Source organism: Herbaspirillum frisingense, from assembly GCF_047325095.1.
Taxonomy (GTDB): Bacteria; Pseudomonadota; Gammaproteobacteria; order Burkholderiales; family Burkholderiaceae_D; genus Herbaspirillum; species Herbaspirillum frisingense.
Genome location: NZ_CP168558.1, coordinates 4,651,878 through 4,671,438, shown reverse-complemented (window position 1 = coordinate 4,671,438; position 19,561 = coordinate 4,651,878). Strand labels below are relative to the sequence as shown.

The 19,561-nt window shown below is 63.8% G+C and carries 14 protein-coding genes; 5 read left to right on the top strand and 9 right to left on the bottom strand.

Features of this window, described 5'->3' with window-relative positions; genetic code table 11:
- Positions 1 to 69: 69 nt before the first annotated feature.
- The 4 genes from miaA to ACEOAC_RS21320 form a co-directional block, all read right to left on the bottom strand.
- The gene (gene miaA, locus ACEOAC_RS21335; RefSeq protein WP_413443440.1) at positions 70 to 1,014 is read right to left on the bottom strand and encodes a tRNA (adenosine(37)-N6)-dimethylallyltransferase MiaA; all 945 of its coding nucleotides are present in this window, start codon (positions 1,012 to 1,014) and stop codon (positions 70 to 72) included.
- A 2-nt stretch (positions 1,015 to 1,016) separates the two neighbouring features.
- On the bottom strand, positions 1,017 to 2,951 hold the full coding sequence (mutL, locus tag ACEOAC_RS21330; RefSeq protein WP_413443441.1) for a DNA mismatch repair endonuclease MutL: 1,935 nt from the start codon (positions 2,949 to 2,951) through the stop codon (positions 1,017 to 1,019).
- Between the two features lie 164 nt (positions 2,952 to 3,115).
- Positions 3,116 to 5,089, bottom strand: coding sequence for a methyl-accepting chemotaxis protein (locus tag ACEOAC_RS21325; RefSeq protein WP_077237353.1), 1,974 nt, complete (start codon positions 5,087 to 5,089; stop codon positions 3,116 to 3,118).
- A 456-nt stretch (positions 5,090 to 5,545) separates the two neighbouring features.
- Positions 5,546 to 8,566 (bottom strand): EAL domain-containing protein, encoded by a 3,021-nt coding sequence (locus ACEOAC_RS21320; protein WP_413443442.1) that lies wholly within the window; start codon positions 8,564 to 8,566, stop codon positions 5,546 to 5,548.
- Positions 8,567 to 9,007: 441 nt separating this feature from the next.
- Here ACEOAC_RS21320 and ACEOAC_RS21315 point away from each other — a divergent pair, with 441 nt between their 5' ends.
- Positions 9,008 to 9,670: a VTT domain-containing protein gene (locus tag ACEOAC_RS21315; RefSeq protein WP_006462914.1), complete on the top strand. Its 663-nt coding sequence runs from the start codon at positions 9,008 to 9,010 to the stop codon at positions 9,668 to 9,670.
- A gap of 100 nt (positions 9,671 to 9,770) precedes the next feature.
- Here ACEOAC_RS21315 and ACEOAC_RS21310 read toward each other — a convergent pair whose 3' ends face one another.
- From ACEOAC_RS21310 to tsaE, 3 genes are all read right to left on the bottom strand, one after another.
- Positions 9,771 to 11,981, bottom strand: coding sequence for an OsmC domain/YcaO domain-containing protein (locus tag ACEOAC_RS21310; RefSeq protein ID WP_413443443.1), 2,211 nt, complete (start codon positions 11,979 to 11,981; stop codon positions 9,771 to 9,773).
- A 234-nt stretch (positions 11,982 to 12,215) separates the two neighbouring features.
- The gene (locus ACEOAC_RS21305) at positions 12,216 to 13,571 is read right to left on the bottom strand and encodes an N-acetylmuramoyl-L-alanine amidase (protein ID WP_413628573.1); all 1,356 of its coding nucleotides are present in this window, start codon (positions 13,569 to 13,571) and stop codon (positions 12,216 to 12,218) included.
- On the bottom strand, positions 13,535 to 14,020 hold the full coding sequence (gene tsaE, locus ACEOAC_RS21300) for a tRNA (adenosine(37)-N6)-threonylcarbamoyltransferase complex ATPase subunit type 1 TsaE (RefSeq protein ID WP_006462917.1): 486 nt from the start codon (positions 14,018 to 14,020) through the stop codon (positions 13,535 to 13,537). Before tsaE ends, ACEOAC_RS21305 begins: the two co-directional genes overlap by 37 nt.
- Before the next feature lie 57 nt (positions 14,021 to 14,077).
- Here tsaE and queG point away from each other — a divergent pair, with 57 nt between their 5' ends.
- The 4 genes from queG (at position 14,078) to ACEOAC_RS21280 (ending at position 17,927) form a co-directional block, all read left to right on the top strand.
- Positions 14,078 to 15,208 (top strand): tRNA epoxyqueuosine(34) reductase QueG, encoded by a 1,131-nt coding sequence (queG, locus tag ACEOAC_RS21295; RefSeq protein WP_006462918.1) that lies wholly within the window; start codon positions 14,078 to 14,080, stop codon positions 15,206 to 15,208.
- A gap of 429 nt (positions 15,209 to 15,637) precedes the next feature.
- Positions 15,638 to 16,150 carry a YfiR family protein gene (locus ACEOAC_RS21290; protein ID WP_413445392.1) on the top strand — a complete coding sequence of 171 codons (513 nt, stop codon included), beginning with the start codon at positions 15,638 to 15,640 and terminating at the stop codon, positions 16,148 to 16,150.
- Complete coding sequence (locus tag ACEOAC_RS21285) at positions 16,147 to 17,412, top strand: diguanylate cyclase domain-containing protein (protein ID WP_413445390.1); 1,266 nt, start codon at positions 16,147 to 16,149, stop codon at positions 17,410 to 17,412. Before ACEOAC_RS21290 ends, ACEOAC_RS21285 begins: the two co-directional genes overlap by 4 nt.
- Positions 17,409 to 17,927, top strand: coding sequence for an OmpA family protein (locus ACEOAC_RS21280; RefSeq protein WP_413445389.1), 519 nt, complete (start codon positions 17,409 to 17,411; stop codon positions 17,925 to 17,927). Before ACEOAC_RS21285 ends, ACEOAC_RS21280 begins: the two co-directional genes overlap by 4 nt.
- Positions 17,928 to 18,060: 133 nt before the next feature.
- Here ACEOAC_RS21280 and ACEOAC_RS21275 read toward each other — a convergent pair whose 3' ends face one another.
- Together ACEOAC_RS21275 and ACEOAC_RS21270 are read right to left on the bottom strand one after the other, a co-directional pair.
- Complete coding sequence (locus ACEOAC_RS21275; RefSeq protein WP_006462922.1) at positions 18,061 to 18,951, bottom strand: AEC family transporter; 891 nt, start codon at positions 18,949 to 18,951, stop codon at positions 18,061 to 18,063.
- A gap of 1 nt (position 18,952) precedes the next feature.
- Complete coding sequence (locus tag ACEOAC_RS21270; protein ID WP_241811360.1) at positions 18,953 to 19,543, bottom strand: response regulator transcription factor; 591 nt, start codon at positions 19,541 to 19,543, stop codon at positions 18,953 to 18,955.
- Positions 19,544 to 19,561: the final 18 nt, after the last annotated feature.

Here is a 19,561-nt window from a genome sequence, read left to right as displayed (position 1 = left end):
AGGAGGCAAGCCCGAGACTATAAGCATCGGCGCGGCTTCTGTCAATAGTTTTTCGGATTTTCCTCGAATTTACTTATCCACAGCCTCTTGCACCCGCGCCAGCACCTCGGCGGTGGCGTCCGGGCGGTTGCAGTCGATGCTGATGCGCTCCGGCATGGAGCGCAGCCAGGTCAGCTGGCGCTTGGCCAGCTGGCGGGTGGCGGCGATGCCTTTTTCGCGCAGGGCGGCGGCATCGATGCTGCCGTCCAGGTATTCCCACATCTGCCGGTAACCGACGCAACGCATCGAGGGCAGGCCCAGGTGCAGGTCGCCGCGTGCACGCAGGGCGGCTACTTCACGCTCCAGGGCGCCACCCTGCAACATCAGGTCGAAGCGCAGGGCGATGCGCTCGTGCAGCACGGCGCGCTCGCTCGGCTCCAGCGCCAGCGGCAACAGGGTGAAGGGCAATGGTTCGGCGGGTTTTTGCGACAGCAGCGACGACATCGGCTGCCCGGTCAACAAAGTGATCTCCAGAGCGCGCTGGATGCGCTGGCTGTCGTTTGGCTTGAGGCGGGCGGCGGTGACCGGGTCCAGCGTCGCCAGTCTGGTGTGCATGGCCGGCATGCCGACCTGCGCCGCTTCTTCGTCCAGTTGTGCGCGCAGGACCGGGTCGGCTTGCGGCAGTTCGTCCAGACCATCGCGCAGCACCTTGAAGTACAGCATGGTGCCGCCCACCAGTAGCGGCAGCTTGCCGCGCGCGGCGATGTCCTGGGTCAGGCGTAGTGCATCCTGGCGGAACTGCATGGCCGAATAGGCTTCGGTGGGATCGATGATGTCGATCAGGTGGTGCGGGACTTCGGCCAGCTCGGCCGCAGTGGGCTTGGCGGTGCCGATGTCCATCTCGCGATAGACCAGGGCCGAGTCCACCGAAATGATCTCACTCGGAATGCGGCGTGCGATTTCCAGGGCGGCGGCGGTCTTGCCGGAGGCGGTGGGGCCCATGATGGCCACCGCCAGGGGCGGGTGCTTCTCCATCGTCATTGCCCGCGCAGGAAGAGCTTGTCCAGGTCCGACAGGCCCATCTGGGTCCAGGTCGGGCGGCCGTGATTGCATTGGTCGGAGCGCTCGGTGGCCTCCATCTGGCGTAGCAGCGCATTCATCTCGGGCAGGGTCAGGCTGCGGTTGGCGCGCACGGCGGTGTGGCAGGCCAGGGTGCCCAGCAGTTCGTTGCGGCGCTCCAGCAGCACGCGCGAGCCACCGTATTCGCGCACATCGCGCAGGACGTCGCGGGCCAGGGTCTGGGCATCGGCATTCTTGAGCAGGGCCGGAACCGCCCGCACGGCCAGCGTGGTGGGCGACATCACGGCAATGTCGAAGCCCAGTGCCGAGAGGGTGTCCTGGTGTTCTTCCACGGTGCCCACCTCCACCGGATCGGCGTAGAAGGTCACCGGGATCAGCAGGGGCTGCAGGAAGATCTCATTGCCGTCCAGCGCCGTCTTCAGTTGTTCGTAGAGGATGCGTTCGTGGGCGGCATGCATGTCCACCACCACCAAGCCAGCCTGGTTCTGTGCCAGCACGTAGATGCCGTGCAACTGCGCCAGCGCGAAGCCGAGCGGGAAGTCGCCTTCCGGCAGCGGCGCCGGGGCGGGCGTGGTTGTGCTGCCCGGATACCCTGCTGCGGGGCGACCGGTAAGGGCTTCGCCGGCGGCCGGATCGCTGCGGAACATGCTGCCGTAGGCTTCAGTGTTCTGGCGCACGCCAAAGCCGCTGTTGCCGCCGAAGGAGTAGGGGCGTGGCGGTTCTGCGAACTGCGCCGAGAAGGTCTGCTGCTGCTGTTCGCGGACCCAGGGCAGGGGGCCGCCGGTGTTGCCGGTCGCGGCCGGCGCGGGGGGCTGATTATCGCCTTCACCCGCCTGTTGCGGCAGATTGCCGAAGGAGACCGCCGAGGTCTGTGCCAGCGCGCGCGAGACGGCGTGGAATACGAACTGGTGCACGGCGCGGCTGTCGCGGAAGCGCACTTCGATCTTGGACGGATGCACGTTCACGTCCACCAGTGCCGGGTCCAGCATCAGCGACAGGGCATAGGCCGGGTAGCGGTCGCCGTGCAGCACGTCCTGATAGGCTGCGCGCACCGCGTGGGTGAGCAGCTTGTCGCGCACGAAGCGGCCATTGACGTAGAAATACTGGCCATCGGCGCGTGCCTTGGAGGCCGTGGGCAGGCCGACGAAGCCATGCAGGCGCAGCGGGCCGGCGCTCTCGTCGAGCGGCAGGCGGGCGTTGGCGAATTCATCGCCGAGGATATGGGCACTGCGCTTGGCGAATTCGCCGACGTTCCAATGATCGACGGTCTTGCCGTTGTGCGACAACGAGAAGCTCACGTCAGGCCGCGCCAGCGCAATGCGGCGTACTACCTCGGCGCAGTGGCCATATTCGGTCTGTTCGGACTTGAGGAACTTGCGGCGCGCCGGGGTGTTGAAGTACAGGTCCTGGACGTCGATGGTGGTGCCTTGTGCGCCCGAGGCGGGGGCGACCGTGCCGAACTGGGAGCCGGTGATTTCCCAGGCGTGGGGGGCGTCGGCGGTGCGGCTGGTCACCGTCAGTTGCGCCACCGAGGCGATCGAGGCAAGGGCCTCGCCCCGAAAGCCCAGCGTGGAGACATTTTCCAGGTCGGTCAGCGAGGCGATCTTGGAGGTGGCGTGCCGTGCCAGGGCCAATGGCAATTGCTCGGGCGGGATGCCGCGCCCGTTGTCGGTGATGGCGATGCGCTTGACGCCGCCCTGCTCAAGCCGCACGGTGATCTGGGTGGAGCCGGCGTCGAGTGCGTTTTCCAGCAATTCCTTGACGACCGCCGAGGGGCGTTCGATCACCTCGCCTGCGGCGATCTGCGAGATCAACTGATCGGGCAGGGCCTGGATGGGGCGATGGGGCGTGGCGGCGGAATCGGAAACAGGGGAGGCATGCGGTGCGTTCATCCGGCGATTATACCGCCGACGCAATGGCGGCAATGTGAAGAAGCCGCCCGTGGGCGGCTTCGGTGGCGGTGGAGAAAAACAGGTTTTCCATCCGGCAAAACCCGGCGCCCCATGGCTGATAAAACGGGCTGCTCACCTCCGGCGACCCGCTCCAGAGACCCGTCTTACACGCGGAAGGTACTGACCGCCGCTGCCAGGCGTTCGGCCTGTTGCTGCAGCGATTGCGCTGCTGCGGCAGCCTGTTCCACCAGGGCGGCGTTCTGCTGGGTGCTCTCGTCCATCTGCGCGATGGCGCGGTTGATCTGGTCGATGCCCTCGCTCTGTTCGCGGCTGGCGGTGGTGATTTCGCTGATGACGGTGGAGACGCGCTGCACGCTGGAGACCACGTCGTTCATGGTGTTGCCGGCCTGGGCCACCAGCTGGCCGCCGCTGGAGACGGTCTGCACCGAGGCATCGATCAGTTCCTTGATTTCCTTGGCAGCCGAGGCGCTGCGCTGGGCCAGGGTGCGCACCTCGGTGGCCACCACTGCAAAGCCGCGTCCCTGCTCGCCGGCGCGGGCGGCTTCCACCGCGGCGTTCAGGGCCAGGATGTTGGTCTGGAAGGCAATGCCGTCGATCACGCTGATGATGTCCACGATGCGTTGCGAAGAGCTGTTGATGGCGTCCATGGTCTGCACCACCTTGCCCACCACTTCACCACCATGGCTGGCCACGTCCGAGGCCGAGCTCGACAGTTCGTCGGCCTGTACCGCATTGGCGGCGTTCTGCTTGACGGTGGAGGTCAGTTCTTCCATGGCCGAAGCGGTTTCTTCGAGGGCGCCGGCCTGTTGTTCGGTGCGGGATGACAGATGGAGGTTGCCGGCGGCGATCTCGCTGGCGGCGGTATTGATTTCCTCGGTACCGGCGCGCACGCTGGAGACCACTTCCGACAGGCCCGCGCTGATGCCATTGAAGGCGCCCATCAGGCGACCGATCTCGTCGCGGCTGTGTACGTGCAGGCGGGTGGTCAGGTCGCCGCCAGCGATCTGGTCGGCGGCCTTGCACACCGCATCCAGCGGGCGGGTGACCATGCGGTTGATCATCACCGTCAGGATCGCCCCCAGTACCGCCAGGAACAGCAGGCCCAGGCCGATGTAGAGATTGCGCATGGAAGTGACTTCGCTGGTGATCTCGTCAACCGCGGCCTCGCCGGCGATGACCCAGTTCCAGGGAGAGTAGTGGGTGAAGACCACGATCTTCTTGCGACCATCGATGGCGGTGTAGTGCAGCGCGCCTTCCTTTTGCTGCAGCACGGTCCTGATGTAGCTCTCGCCGGCGGCATCCTTGAGTTCCAACAGGCTGGCGCCTTCTTCCTTGCCCTCGCGCGGGGCGCCGGCGATCATCACGCCCAGGTCCTTGCCTTCACGACCGTTGAGGGCATAGAAATTGCCGGTCTGGCCGATCTTCAGTGCCTTGATCTGCTCCTTCAAGGCCTTGACGTCGGCGGAGATGTCGATACCCACATACAGGGCGGCGATGATCTGGCCGGCATCGTTCTTGATGGGGACGTACTTGGTGATGTACTGCTTGCCGAACAGCGTGGCCAGGCCGCTATAGGGTTTGTCGGATTTCAGGGCAGCATAGCCGGGGTGGGTGCGGTCGAGCAGGGTGCCCACGGCACGCTCGCCGTTTTCCTTCTTCACCGAGGTCGAGACGCGCACGAAGTCTTCGCCGGTCTTGGCGAAGATCGTCGCGGTCACGCCGGTACGGCCGGTAAAGCGGTCCGGGATGGAAAAGTCCAGGTTCAGGTCACGCCCGTCGTTCTGCAGCACCGGGGTGGCGCGGTCGGCGATCTGTACGGTGCGGCTCTCATCCAGGGTGAGCTTGCCGAACTCATTGTCGAACATCTTTGAGAAACGGTCGACCTGGCTGTTCACCGAGCGGTCGAAGATGCCGACCATGTGGGCCACGCCACGGGCATCGTTGCCCATCTGTTCGATGGAGCGATGCTCCATCATGCGCGAGGCGGAATAGGTGATCAGCATCAATGCGATCACGAAGACGACGCCCACCAGGGCGACCGTCATGGCAGTCAGTTTTGCACCTACCGAGCGGTGGAAAAGGGATGCGCGGCGCGCACCAGACATATCGTTAGCCATGGCTGTTCTTGTTTTTGAAAAAACGTCGTGTGGAAATGCAAATACCGAACGGAAAACTGCCCGGGAGGTCGGTCGCGCCGGCAGGCGCGCATTACGCTGTGACCGCTGGTCCCTCCTTGTTCTCCGTCATGCGGAAAGCCTGCAACGCTGCGTTCGCGCGGCACGGCCTGCGTGCCGGTCAGGTAGCACGTCGGCGACATTGCCGAATCGGCAATGGTGCGCGGCTTCGAACACGTTGACATCGTGCAGCGCCAGTGTTGTTGCTGACGCTGCCATTACGGTACTCGCTGGGGGAGGCCGTCAGTATATCGTCAGCGTTTGAGCTCGATCAAAATACTTCGAATGTTTGCGCCCACATGCAACTGTGCTGTTGTTTTTCTATCCGGAAAGTGCTTTTTTGGCATGACGAATTTGCCTCACTTGTTCCTGATTGTCTCCATCTTGGCCACTGTAGTGCTAAGTCGCCTGGCCGGCTTCTTGGTTCAGGTTTGCACGAAAATCCCTGACCCAGCGTTCCAGTTCATCGGCCGCCATCGGGCGCGAGAAGTAATAGCCCTGCGCCACGTCACAGCCCTGGCTGAGCAGCAGCTGGTACTGGTCGGCATCTTCCACCCCTTCGGCCACCACCGTCAGTTTCAGGCTTTCGCCGATGCGGATGACGGCATTGGTCAAGGCGCTGACGGCGTCATCCTTGGCCATGTCGCGCACGAAACTCTGGTCCAGCTTCAGTTCGGAAACCGGGAGCTTGCGCAGGTAGCCCAGGCTGGAATAGCCGGTGCCGAAGTCGTCCATGGCCAGCGGGATGCCCAGCGCATGCACGGCGGCGATGGTCTGGTTGGTGCTGGGGTTGGTGTCCATCAACACGGTTTCGGTGATTTCCAGCGTCAGGTCGGTGGGTACCAGGCTGTAGCGGCGCAGCAGCCCGGTGACGAACTGCGGCAGGTCCAGGTCGTGGAAGTTGGTCGCGGACAGGTTCACCGAGATGCAAGGCACCTGGATGCCGCGCCGACGCCAGTCGGCCAGCTGGAAGCAGGCTTCTTCCAGCGCCCATTTGCCGAGTTCGCCGATCAGGCCGCATTCCTCGGCAATGGGGATGAAGCGGCCCGGCGAGATCTGTCCCAGCTGTGCGTCGTGCCAGCGCGCCAGGGCTTCCACGCCATGCAGGGTATGCTCGCGCAGCCTGATCTGCGGCTGGTAATGCAATTCGAAAAGGCCACCCCGCAGGGCGTCGCGCAGGGCGCCTTCCAGGGCCAGGCGCTCCTGGGCCATGCTGTTCATTTCTTCGCTGAAGAAACTGAAGCGGCCGCGATTGACGGCTTTGGCCTGATACATGGCGATATCGGCACGGTGCAGGAGGGTTTCGATGTCGTTGCCATTGTCCGGGAAGATCGCCACGCCGATGCTGGCCGAGGGATTGAGCGGGGTGCCGTTGATGTGGCAGGGCATGGCCAGTCGTTCCTGGATGCGCTTGACCACCTCGGTCAGGTGCAGGGTGTCGTACTGGGTCAGGACCACCACGAACTCGTCCCCGGAGAGTCGTCCCACGATGTCGGAGCGCCGTGCCTGCGATTGCAGCCGGGTGGCGACCGTGCGCAGCAGTTCGTCGCCGGCCTGGTGCCCCAGCGAGTCGTTGACCTGCTTGAAACGATCGAGGTCGATGAACATCACCGCCACCGTGCTACGGTTGCGCTCGGCGGCGGCAATGGCCTGGCCGGCCTGGACCAGCAGCAGGCTGCGGTTGGGCAGGCCGGTCAGCGAATCATAGAAGGCCAGCTGGTGGATGCGCGCGCGCGAGGCTTCACGTTCGATGGCCAGTGCGCACAGGTGCAGGCCAGCATCGACCAGCAGGTGATGAAAGCCGCTGGGCTGGCGGGGCTGGCGGAAGTAGAAGCCGAAGGTGCCGATCACCTTGCCATCGGCCGATTTGATCGGCGTCGACCAGCAGGCACGCAGGCCGTGGGTCAGCGCCAGTTCCTTGTAGTCGGCCCAGTGCGGATCGCTGGCGATGTCTTCCGAGATGATCGCCTGGCCGGTGAAGGCGGCACTGCCGCAGGAGCCCACCAGCGGGCCGATGGACAGGCCATCGATGGCGCGGCTGTAGGCCTCCGGCAGGCTGGGGCCGGCCAGGGTGTGCAGGCGTCCCTGTTCGTCCACCCGCAGGATGGAGGCGATTACCTCCGGCGCGACGCGTTCGACTTCCTCGCACAGCAGGTTCATCTGCTCGGACAGCGAAGAGTCGCGCGCCATGGCATTGAGGACGCGGTACTGCAGCACCTCATGTACCTTGGTATTGGTGATGTCGGTCATCACGCAGACGGCATTGATGAGACGGCCATCGGCGTCCAGGATCGGGTTGACCACCGCCGAAATCCAGACCGGCTGTTCGTGGAAGTCGTGGATCAGCTCCTCGGTATGGAAGCTGTGGCCCTGCAGCAGCTCGCCGTGACAGCGTTCGATCGACTTCACGAAGGTTGGATGATGGGCGAACAGTTCGCGTGGCTGCTTGCCGATGACCTGCTGGCTCTGGAAACCGAGCATGCGGGTAAAGCCGGTGTTGTGGAAGACGATGCGGTTCTGGGCGTCGGTGATGAGCACCGCATTGTCTGTTTCATTGATTCCCAGCGAGAGCAGGTGCAGGTGTTCACGATCGCTCTTTTCGCGGGTCACGCGGTAGGTGACGTCGTTGCCGATGCAGATCACGCGCTCGGCCTTGCCGTGCGGGTCCAGCAGGGGCGAATAGGTGGCTTCCCACCAGATCGTGCGGCCGCTGCGGGTGCGCCGCGGGAAGCGGCCGGAGAAGAAGCGGCCATTGCAGACATCGCGCCAGAAGGCGGCATATTCCTCACCATTGGCATACTCGGGGTCGCATAGCAGGGAGTGCGACTTGCCTACCAGGTCCTCGGCCAGGTATTCCATGGTCTTGAGGTAGTTGCGGTTGGCGGCAAGGATGAGGCCGTCTGGCGAGAGCTCGACCACCCCCAGCGAGCGATTGAGCGCGCTCAGCACACTGTTGCTGTGATGCGAGTCGTCGATGTGGGAGCTGATGTCGGCGGCCGCCGAGATGACCTTGCTGAGTTCGCCGCGCTCGTCCAGGATCGGGCTGCACAATGCCTCCAGCCAGACGATGGTGCCGTCGATGCGGCAGCGCTGCAGGGTGCCGGTGATGATCTCGCCTTGGCGCAGGTGCTGCCAGAATTGTTGATAGTCCGCAGACTGGACGTACAGCGGTTCGCACAGCATGCTGTGATGCTGGCCGATCAGCTCTTCGCGACGGTAGCCCAGCATGCCCAGGAAATTGTCATTGACCTGCAGTATCGTGCCATCGGCAGCGAATTCCAGAATGGCCATCGAACGCCACAATGCACCCAGCAGCGCATCGCGCTCCTGGCCACACAGATTCTGATCATCCTGCGGCACCTCACCTGGCAGATCACGCTGATGATCAAATTCGCCGGTGAACGACTCCTGGCTCCCCATACAGCCCCCCTGTGGCCCGGTAATGACGCCTGCCGCGCGTCTTGCCTCATGCAGTCCGGAGTTACGATTTTTTCCGTTTTCCTGTCTGCGCCGACCATACCTCGCCGTACATCTCGACCCGCTGGAAACTGAAGCAATCTGTCTTGATCATATGCCAAATCGCCAGCCTTGTGCGCTCGCTCTCGGCCGGCGCCACAGGAGTGCAACAGCGTCATGAGGTTCTGCGAGGATTGTCCTGTTGCACAAGTACAAGCCCCGTTCTTTTTATCGACATCCGTTCGGGGTTCTTGAGTCCGCCCCGGGTGAGTGTTGTATGATGCCTTCGCAGGTGGGAGGGATCACCCCGCCTTCCGGATATCTCCCGATGTTGCATCGGGGAAATATCCCGCCGCCTGGCGATGGGGCGCCGCGGCATCGATGAATCACCAACGATTGGGTTTTATGGATTATCTGCAGTTGCTGGACGTGCTGGTGCACGTGGACAAATATCTGGGCGTCCTCATCGAGCAGTACGGCACGCTCATCTACGCGGTGTTGTTCCTGATCGTGTTCTGCGAGACCGGGCTGGTGGTGTTGCCGTTCCTGCCGGGAGATTCCCTGTTGTTCATCGCCGGCACCTTCTGTGCCATGGGGGCCATGGATATCTGGCTGCTGATGACCCTGCTGGTGATCGCAGCGGTGGCGGGCAATACCCTCAACTACTGGATAGGCGGCTGGGTCGGTCACCGCGTCTATACCCACAATTACCGCTGGCTCAATCCGGAAGCCCTGCAAAAGACCCATTCCTTCTACGAAAAACACGGCGGCAAGACCATCGTCATCGCCCGCTTCACGCCCATCGTGCGAACCTTCGCACCGTTCATCGCGGGCGTGTCGGGCATGAGCTTTGCGCGCTTCCAGCTCTTCAATGTGCTGGGCGCCTTGCTGTGGGTGGTGGGGCTGGTGGTGCTGGGCTACCTGTTCGGCAATATCCCGGTGGTGCAGCAGAACCTCAATACCCTGGTCCTGATCGGGATCGTGGCGGCCATCATTCCCATCGTGCTGGGCGCCTTGTGGCAGCTGTGGCGCAAGGTACGTGGCAAGCGCAAGGTGCGCAGCGCCTGAGACCGCCGGCGTCAGGGCAGAAAAGAACAAGCGTTGGCAGCCTCGTGAATGCCGTTCAGTGAAGACTGAACGGCATTTTTCATGATGCCGGCCAATCGCCTCAGGCCGCAGCGGCAGCCTGCGCGAACCTGGCGCGTGCCTTGTGCAGCTTGCGATAGCTGTCGAGCAGGCGCTGATGGCGGTCCAGGCCTTCGAGCTTCATGCTGGTCGGCGTCAGGCCGTGGAAGCGCACGTCCCCCTTCACCGATCCGATGGCCGCATCCATGCGCTCATTGCCGAACATGCGACGGAAGTTGGTTTCGTAGTCTTCCAGCGCCAGCTCATCGTCCAGTTCCACTTCCAGCACGACGTTCAGGGCCTGGTAGAACAGACCGCGTTCGACCGAGTTGTCGTTGTATTGCAGGAAGGCGCCGACCAGGTCATGGGCCTCGTCGAACTGCTGCAGGGCCAGATGGATCAGCAGCTTCAGTTCGAGCACGGTCAACTGGCCCCACTCGGTGTTTTCATCGAACTCGATGCCGATCAGGGTGGCGATGTCCGAGTAGTCATCCAGCTCGTTGTTCTCCAGGCGCTCAAGCAGGGCGGCCAGGGCATCGTCGTCCAGGCGATGCAGGTTCAGGATATCGGCGCGGAACAGGAGCGCCTTGTTGGTGTTGTCCCAGATCAGGTCTTCCACCGGATACACCTCGGAATAGCCCGGCACCAAGATGCGGCAGGCTGTGGCGCCCAGTTGGTCATATACGGCGACGTAGGCTTGCTTGCCCATCTCATCCAGGATGCCGAACAGGGCGGCGGCTTCCTCGGCGTTGGAATTTTCGCCCTGGCCGGAGAAATCCCATTCCACAAATTCGTAGTCCGACCTGGCACTGAAGAAGCGCCACGAGACGATGCCCGACGAATCGATGAAGTGCTCGACGAAGTTGTTGGGCTCGGTGACGGCATTGCTCTCGAAGGTCGGCTGGGGCAGGTCGTTGAGGCCTTCGAAGCTGCGTCCCTGCAGCAATTCGGTCAGGCTGCGCTCCAGCGCCACCTCGAAGCTGGGGTGAGCACCGAAGGAGGCAAAGACCCCGCCCGTGCGCGGGTTCATCAGGGTCACGCACATCACCGGATAGACGCCGCCCAGCGAGGCATCCTTGACCAGCACCGGAAAGCCTTGTTCTTCCAGGCCCTGGATGCCCGCCAGGATGCCGGGATACTTCGCCAGCACTTCCTGGGGCACGTCGGGCAAGCAGATCTCGCCTTCCAGGATTTCACGCTTGACCGCGCGCTCGAAGATCTCCGACAGGCACTGCACCTGGGCCTCGGGCAAGGTATTGCCGGCACTCATGCCATTGCTGACGAAGAGGTTTTCGACCAGGTTGGAAGGGAAATACACCACCTCGCCATCCGACTGCCGCACGAACGGCAGCGAGCAGATGCCGCGTTCGGCGTTGCCGGAATTGGTATCGACCAGATGCGAAGCGCGCAGCTCGCCGTCGGGGTTGTAGATGTCCAGGCAGTAGTCGTCGAGGATTTCCTTGGGCAGTTTGTTGCCGCGCCCGGGCTTGAACCAGCGTTCGTCGGGATAGTGCACGAACTCGGCATTGGCGATGTCCTCGCCCCAGTAGGAGCCTGCATAGAAGTGGTTGTTGCTGATGCGTTCGAGGTATTCGCCCAGGGCCGAGGCCAGCGCGCTTTCCTTGGTGGCACCCTTGCCGTTGGTGAAGCACATCGGCGAATGCGCGTCGCGGATATGCAGCGACCACACATTGGGAATGATGTTGCGCCAGGAGGCGATCTCGATCTTGATGCCCAGCTCGGCCAGCAGGCCCGACATGTTGGCGATGGTCTGCTCCAGCGGCAAATCCTTGCCCAGGATGCGGGTGCTGGCGCCGGCTTCAGGCTGGAGGGTCAGCAGGGATTGGGCATCGGCGTCCAGGTTCTCGACTTCCTCGATGATGAATTCCGGCCCCTCCTGTACCACCTTCTTGACGGTACAGCGCTCGATCGAGCGCAGGATGCCGCGGCGGTCGGCCTCGCTGATGTCGGCCGGCAGCTCAACCTGGATCTTGAAGGTCTGCTGGTAGCGGTTTTCCGGATCGACGATGTTGTTCTGGGACAGGCGGATATTCTCGGTGGAAATATTGCGCGTATTGCAGTACAGCTTCACGAAGTACGCCGCGCACAGGGCCGAGGACGCCAGGAAGTAATCGAAGGGGCCCGGCGCCGAGCCATCCCCCTTGTAGCGGATGGGCTGGTCGGCGATGACGGTAAAGTCGTCGAACTTGGCTTCAAGACGCAGCTTGTCGAGGAAGTTGACTTTGATTTCCATGGCGGAATTCCGATAAAGAGCCGAAAAGCGGCTGAAACGAGAAACAAGAAACGGGAGAGGGCGCTATTATCCCCCATCCGGTGGTGATCCAAGGCGGACGCCGACGCTGCCTCGAAAGGCAGGTGTGTTGCGGTCAGCGGGGCTGCAGGTACGGTTGACCGCTACCAATGACAAATATGAAATAAAAATGCCGTTCAGTACCTGACTGAACGGCATCAGCGGCGGGTGCCGGGTTCAGGTCAGCTTGTTCTTGGCCAGCGGCGGGTTCTTGGCGAAGTAGTTGCGGATGCCGGTCAGGATGGCGTCGGCCATCTGGTCCTGATAGCGCTCGTCGGTGAGCTTGGCTTCTTCTTCCGGGTTGGAGATGAAGGCGGTCTCGATCAGGATGCTGGGGATGTCCGGGGCCTTGAGCACGGCAAAGCCGGCCTGTTCCACCGCGCCCTTGTGTAGCTTGTTGATGCCGCCGATTTCCTTCAACACCGCATTGCCCACGCGCAGGCTGTCGTTGATCTGGGCGGTGGTCGACAGGTCCAGCAGCACGCTGGCCAGCTGGCGGTCATGGGTCTTGATGTTGACGCCACCGATCAGGTCGGCCGAGTTTTCCTTGTTGGCCAGCCAGCGTGCCGCCGTCGAACTGGCGCCCTTCTCCGACAGGGCGAACACCGACGAACCACGTGCGGTAGGCTGCACGAAGGCATCGGCGTGGATCGACACGAACAGGTCGGCCTGCACCTTGCGCGCCTTGACCACGCGCTGGCCCAGCGGCACGAAGAAGTCGGCGTCGCGGGTCAGCATGACGCGCATGTTGGGGTATTGCTCGATCTTGCGCTTCAGGCGCTTGGCGATGGACAGCACCACGTCCTTCTCGCGGTTGCCGCGCGCGCCGGTGGCGCCGGGGTCTTCGCCGCCGTGGCCGGGGTACAGCGCGATGGTGATCATGCGGGTGAGCTGCATGCGCGGCTCTTCCGTGACCACCCGCGGATTGCGATCGCTCTTGTCGTCCGGTTGTGGCTTGATTTCTGCCAGCGGTACCGGGTCCGGCTTGGGCGCCGGTGCCTGCGCCAGCGGCGGGGTGGCCGGGGGTTCCTTGTTCCACTCGCCCTTCTGGATCAGGGCGGCGATCGGGTCGGGCGGGGCGGCCGGATACAGGTCGATCACGAAGCGATACTTGTATTCGCCCACCGGGGCCAGGGTGAACACCTGTGGCTTGATTTCATCCTTCAGGTCGAACACCAGGCGCACCACGCTGGGCCGGTTCTGGCCCACGCGTACCTGCTTGATGTAGGGATCGTTGGGCTGGATCTTGGCGACCAGGTCCTTCAGGGTGGAATTGAGGTCGATGCCCTCGATGTCCACCACCAGGCGCTCCGGGTCCTTGACCACGAAGTGGGTGACCTTCAGGTCGCTGTCGTTTTCCAGCGTGACGCGGGTGTAGTCGTCGGACGGCCAGACGCGCACGGCCAGGATCTGGGAGGCCAGGGCGGGCAGCGGAGTGACGACGGAGACGAACAGCGCACCGCCGGCTTTGAGGATGGTGCGGCGGCTTTTGGACTTCACAGGTTGGGGGCGAATTTCAGTCGAGCGAGGCATTGATGACCCTTGTCGGACAACGCACGCAATTCTACATCACGACCGTTCCCTGCAAGAGACAGGTTGACGTGGATGTCCGGCGGCGGCAACACCGGATCGCCTTTTTCGGGCCATTCGACGATACAGACGGAGTTTTCGTTGAAATGTTCACGGAAACCGGCATCGAGGAACTCCTCCGGGCTGGCCATGCGGTACAGATCGAAGTGGATGACTGTTACCATGCGCCCTGCGAGTGTCACTTCATAGGGTTCGGCCAGGGTGTAGGTCGGGCTCTTGACCCGCCCCGAATAGCCCGCTGCATGCAGCAAGGCACGCGTCAGCGCGGTCTTGCCGGCGCCCAGGTCGCCGTGCAGGTAGATCGCCAGGCCCGGTGCCAGCACCTGCGCCAGGTCGGCACCCAGGCGCGCGGTGGCGGTTTCGTCGGGCAGGTGGAGGTGGAGTCGCTGCATATACATCCTAGTTTGTTACGTCATCCGAGATGACTTGTTTACTGGTTCAATCGCTTCATGCCTGCTCACGCCACCCCTGTCGATCTTGCCGACTCCGCCAGCCTGGCTGCCCTGGCCGCTGCCATCAAGGACTGGGGCCGTGCACTGGGCTTTGCCGAGGTGCGCATCGCCGATGTCGACCTGTCGCACCGGGAGGCGGGCTTCCAGGCCTGGCTGGACAAGGGTTACCACGGCGAGATGGATTATATGGCAAGCCACGGCCTGAAACGGGCGCGGCCGGCCGAACTGGTGCCGGGGACGGTGCGCGTGGTCAGCGTGCGCATGCCCTATCTGCCGGCCGCTACCGACCCCGGCCAGGCCGACTGGCGCGCCCGGGAAGAGGCCCGCAGCGGCGACCCGTCGGCGGCCCAGGTCTCGATCTATGCACGCGGGCGCGACTACCACAAGGTCTTGCGCGCCCGTCTGCAGCAACTGGCCACCCGCATCGAGGAGCGCATTGGTAGCTTCGGTTACCGCGTCTTCACCGATTCGGCACCGGTCATGGAAGTGGCCCTGGCCGAAAAGGCCGGGCTGGGCTGGCGCGGCAAGCACACTCTGTTGCTGCACCGGGAGGCCGGTTCCATGTTCTTCCTGGGCGAGATGCTGACCGATCTGCCGCTGCCGGTCGATGACCCGGTCACCCCGCACTGCGGCCAGTGCAGCGCCTGCATCACGGCTTGCCCGACCGGGGCCATCGTCGCCCCGTATGAGCTGGATGCGCGGCGCTGCATCTCCTACCTCACCATCGAATTGAAGGGCAGTATCCCGTCCGACCTGCGGCCGCTGATCGGCAACCGCATCTACGGCTGCGACGACTGCCAGCTCTACTGCCCCTGGAACAAGTTTGCCCAGCGCGCCAGCCTGCCCGACTTCGACCCGCGCCATGGCCTGGACAGCGCCAGCCTGGTCGACCTGTTCGGCTGGAGCGAAGAGCAGTTCCTGAAGAACACCGAGGGCAGCGCGATCCGCCGCATCGGCCATGAACGCTGGCTGCGCAACCTGGCCGTGGGTCTGGGCAATGCCGCCGATTCGCCCTCGCACCGGGGCGATGCGGCCATTGTGGCGGCCTTGCGGACGCGCTTGTCTCATCCTTCGGCGTTGGTGGTCGAGCATGTGGCGTGGGCGCTGGCCCGGCATGGAGCGGCCTGACTGTCACCGGATTTCCACGCTGAGGGAATCCGGTCAATTCCCGATTTTGCCCACCGCTGCCCGTCATGCAAGGCTGTTGCCTTCAGGCCCATCCATGCATGGCGGGCCTTCGTGGCGGGCTGCAAGGGCTCTCTGCTGACTGTCTTTCCTTCAGTCAATCCCCCGGCAGCGAGGCGTCACGCTAATTAGTCATTGACGAGCTTGTCCTGATGAGGTCCAATTTAATTATTGAATTGACAATACCTATCTTTATCGGAAATCAAGCATTCTGCGTGACTGATCAGTCCATCCATGCGCCTCTGCCCCCTCATCATCCCGACCCACACCATGATGCCGATGACAGCGCCCGCAAACAGGCTTGCCCCCTTCCTCCGCACGGCCGATGCCATGCAGCCGGGTCTGCTCCGGGTGAGGCGGTGTTTGCTGGCCGTGTTGTCGTGGCTGATGGTGGCAGGCGCCTTGCCGTGTCACGCCCAGGGCGATCCCGATGACGCAGGTCGTGCGGCCGATACTGCCCGGGTGGTGGCCGGCATCATCAGCTACGTGCGCTGGCCGCAGCCACAGCCGCAGCTGCAACTATGCCTGGTCGGTCTCACGCGGTATGCCCAGGAGCTCACCGAGGAGCGACTGTCCACGCCCGGCCAGCGCATCACGCCGCGCCTGGTGACCGAACTCACCGTTGCCGCACTGGAGGGCTGCCGGCTGGTCTACATCGGCAAGTTGTCCGAAGCCGACTATCGCAAGCTGCTGCCGCAGGTCGTGGATCATCCGGTACTGAGCTTTGCCGAGGCGGACGTGTCGTGCGACACCGGTTCCATGTTCTGCCTCAAGTCACGGGGCAAGCAGATCGCCTTCGATGCAAACCTGGATGCCATCGCGCGTAGCGGGCTGCGAGTTCATCCCAGCGTTCTCCAACTCGCCCGCCGCAAACCGTCGCCATGAATACCGAGCCCATTCCGATGGCACGTCCTGCCCTGGACAGCGTCCTGAGCAAGGCCCACCTGATCGTGGCCCTGGTGACGGCACTCATGGTCGGGCTCACCATTACGGTGGCCGGCTTGTTCGCGCTGCGCTTCTATTCCGAGCAGAACCTGCGCCTCATCGCCCGTTCCATGAGCTACACGGTGGAGGCGGCCGTGGTGTTCGGGGATGCCGCGGCGGCCGGGGAGGCCATCGCCCTGATCGGCCGCAACGAGGACATCGCCGAAGTCGTGCTCACCGGTCGCAACGACCAGCTGCTGGCGCACTGGACGCGTCATGCGGGCGGCACGGTGCCGCTGCTGGAGCAGATGCTGGCGGGCTGGATCCTGCCACCGGCACTGGATTACCCCATCATCCGGGAGCAGGCCAGGATAGGCCGGATCCACCTGGTGCCGCGCGGAAGCGGCCCCTTGCGGTTCATCACCACCGGCCTGCTGTGTGTGCTGTTGAGCCTGGTCATCAGTACCGTGATCGCGCTGCGCCTGGCGCGCCGCATGCAGCACCGCATCAGCGGACCGTTGCACGAGCTGGCGCGCATCGCCCACGGCGTGCGGCGCGAACGCAGTTTCGCCCTGCGCGCCGGGCCGGCGGCCATCGCCGAGATCCACGATCTCAATGAAGACTTCAACGCCTTGCTCGATGAACTGGAAGCCTGGCAGATCCACGTCCAGCAGGAGCATGCCAGCCTGTCCTACCAGGCCAGTCACGACAGTCTCACGGGCCTGTGCAACCGCGCCTTCCTGGAGGAGCAGCTGGAGCGCGCAGTGCAGCTGGCGCGGCTGACCGGCAACCTGGCGGCGGTGTATTTCATCGATAGCGACCGCTTCAAGCAGATCAACGATACCTACGGCCATGCCGCCGGCGACCATGTGCTGGTGACCATCGCCACCCGCATCAAGAGCCAGTTGCGCGAAGACGACCTGGTCGCGCGCCTGGGCGGCGATGAATTCGCCGTGCTGTTGCGACAATTGCGGCAGCGCGACGATGCGCTGCAGATCGCCGCCAAGATCCTGGCCGAGATGCGCTTGCCCATCGTCCTGCCGGGCGGCGAGGTGATCGCCACATCGTTGAGCATCGGCATCGCCATCTTCCCGGAGCACGGCAGCACCGCGCAGACGGTGTTGGCAGTGGCCGACGAGGCGATGTACCGGGCCAAGAACACACAGCGCGGCACCTATCAGCTCGCTCTCCAAGATCAGATGAACAAGGAAAACCAATCATGACGCTCGCTACCTCTTCCCTCTCCTCACGCCTGCTGGCGGCCATGCTGCTGGGGAGCACCCTGCTGCTGAGCGGATGCCAGACGCCGCCTCCCGCCGCGCCCCAGGCCGGCCTCACGCAGTCCCAGGTCGCCCTGTTGGAGCAGCAGGGTTTCCATCTCACCGACGAGGGCTGGGAGCTCAGTTTTGCCGACAAGCTGCTCTTTGCGGTGGATGATTACGCCTTGACCGAACAGAGCCGCACGGCGGTCGGGAAGATCGGGCGCGCGCTGCTTTCGGTGGACATTACCGAGTTACGGGTGGACGGTCATACCGACAATACCGGCGCCGATGCCTACAACAATCGCCTGTCCCAGCAGCGGGCCGACGCCGTCGCCGATGCGCTGGCCAGCATCGGGATCGGCCGGGATCACATTGCCACCCGTGGCCTGGGCAAGAGCAAGCCGATCGCCGACAACCGCACCGTGGCCGGCCGGGCGGAAAATCGCCGGGTCGTGATCGTGGTGCCGGCGCAGTAAGCGCAGCAGTCCACCTGCACGGCGCGCTGCTTCCCGCTGCTGTATTCACGCGGGGCTATCGAGAAAGTGACCGCGCACCGCATCATCGTGCGGCCGCTGCGATAAGCCGCAGGGCTGGCCTGGTGCGGCAGGATCAATGCACCAGCGCCAGCCAGAACGGAATGGTCAGCGCCGAGAGCAGCGTGCCGAAGGAAATCAGGAAAGCCGTGAACGGACCATTGCCGCCCATGCGCGCGGCCAGGATGTAGGCGCTGGAGGCGGTGGGCAGGCTGCAGAACAGCACCACGATGCGCAACTGCAGCGGGGGCAGTTGCAGATGGCGACCGATCAGGTAGGCCACCAGCGGTACGGCGAAGAGCTTGATCAGGATGAACCATCCCACCACCAGCTTGCTTTCCTTGAGCCCCGACAGGCGCAGGCCGGCACCCACCATCAGCAGGCCCAGCGCGATGGAAGCCGCGCCCAGGCGCGAGAGCACCACCGATGCCGCCTCCGGCAGGTGCAGCCCCAGTGCCGAAAACGTCAGGCCGCCGGCGGTGGCCACCAGCAGTGGATTCTTGGCCAGTTCGCGTAAGAGGTTGCTGTTCTTCGGTGCCAGCGCATGGACCGCCGCGATATTGCACAGCGGGACGCCAAAGCCCAGCAGGATGGCCATCAGGCCCGCCCCTTCCTCGCCGGCCATGCGGGTGGCCAGCGCCAGTGCGATGTAGGAGTTGAAGCGATAGGCGCACTGCATGCCCGATTCGTAGGTCATCGGCGTGGCCCGCAGCAGGGGTTTGCCCAGCCAGGTCAGTACGATGCCGGCCAATAGCGACAGCACCCCGGTCTGCACCAGGCCACCGGTGACCCCTAGGTCGACCTTCAGGCGTGCGGTGGAATAGAACAGCAGCGCTGGAAAGAGCAGGAAGTACACCAGCTTTTCCATGCCGGCCCAGAACTCGTCGCCCCAGTTGGAGATGCGATAGACCAGCACCCCCAGCACGATCAGGCTGAAGTCCGGCAGCAGGAGATTGAGGATTTCCACCTTACTTGAGCAGCCGCGCCAGTTCGACGGCGGTCTTGACATTCATCTTGTCGAAGATGTGGGCGCGGTGGACCTCGACGGTGCGCATGCTGATGCCCAGTTCATCGGCGATGACCTTGTTCATCTTGCCGGCCAGGATCAGGTCCAGCACCTCGCGTTCGCGTGCCGAGAGTGCCGCCAGGCGGCCCTGGACGGCATCCTCGGCGCCGCCGGCGCGCGAGCTGGCCAGGGCTTCCAGTACGCGGTCCATCAACTGGTTGTCGTTGAAGGGCTTCTCGAAGAAATCGAAGGCACCGTTCTTGAGCATGTCCACCGCCATGGGGACGTCGCCATGGCCGGTGAGGAAGATCACCGGGCGCCGGTGCAGCAGACCCTTGGTCTTGAGTTCATTGAACAGCGCCACACCGCTGGTGCCGGGCATGCGCACATCCAGTAGCAGGCATTCCCCTTCGGCATCGATACCGCCGGCCGCGCCGAGGGCGGTCAGGACCGCAGCACCACCTTCATAGGCGGTGGCGGCGATGTTGCGGGAACGCGCCAGCCAGGTCAGCGAATCGCGGATGATTTCTTCGTCGTCGACTATGTGCAGCATTGGTGTGCGGGGTGGGGC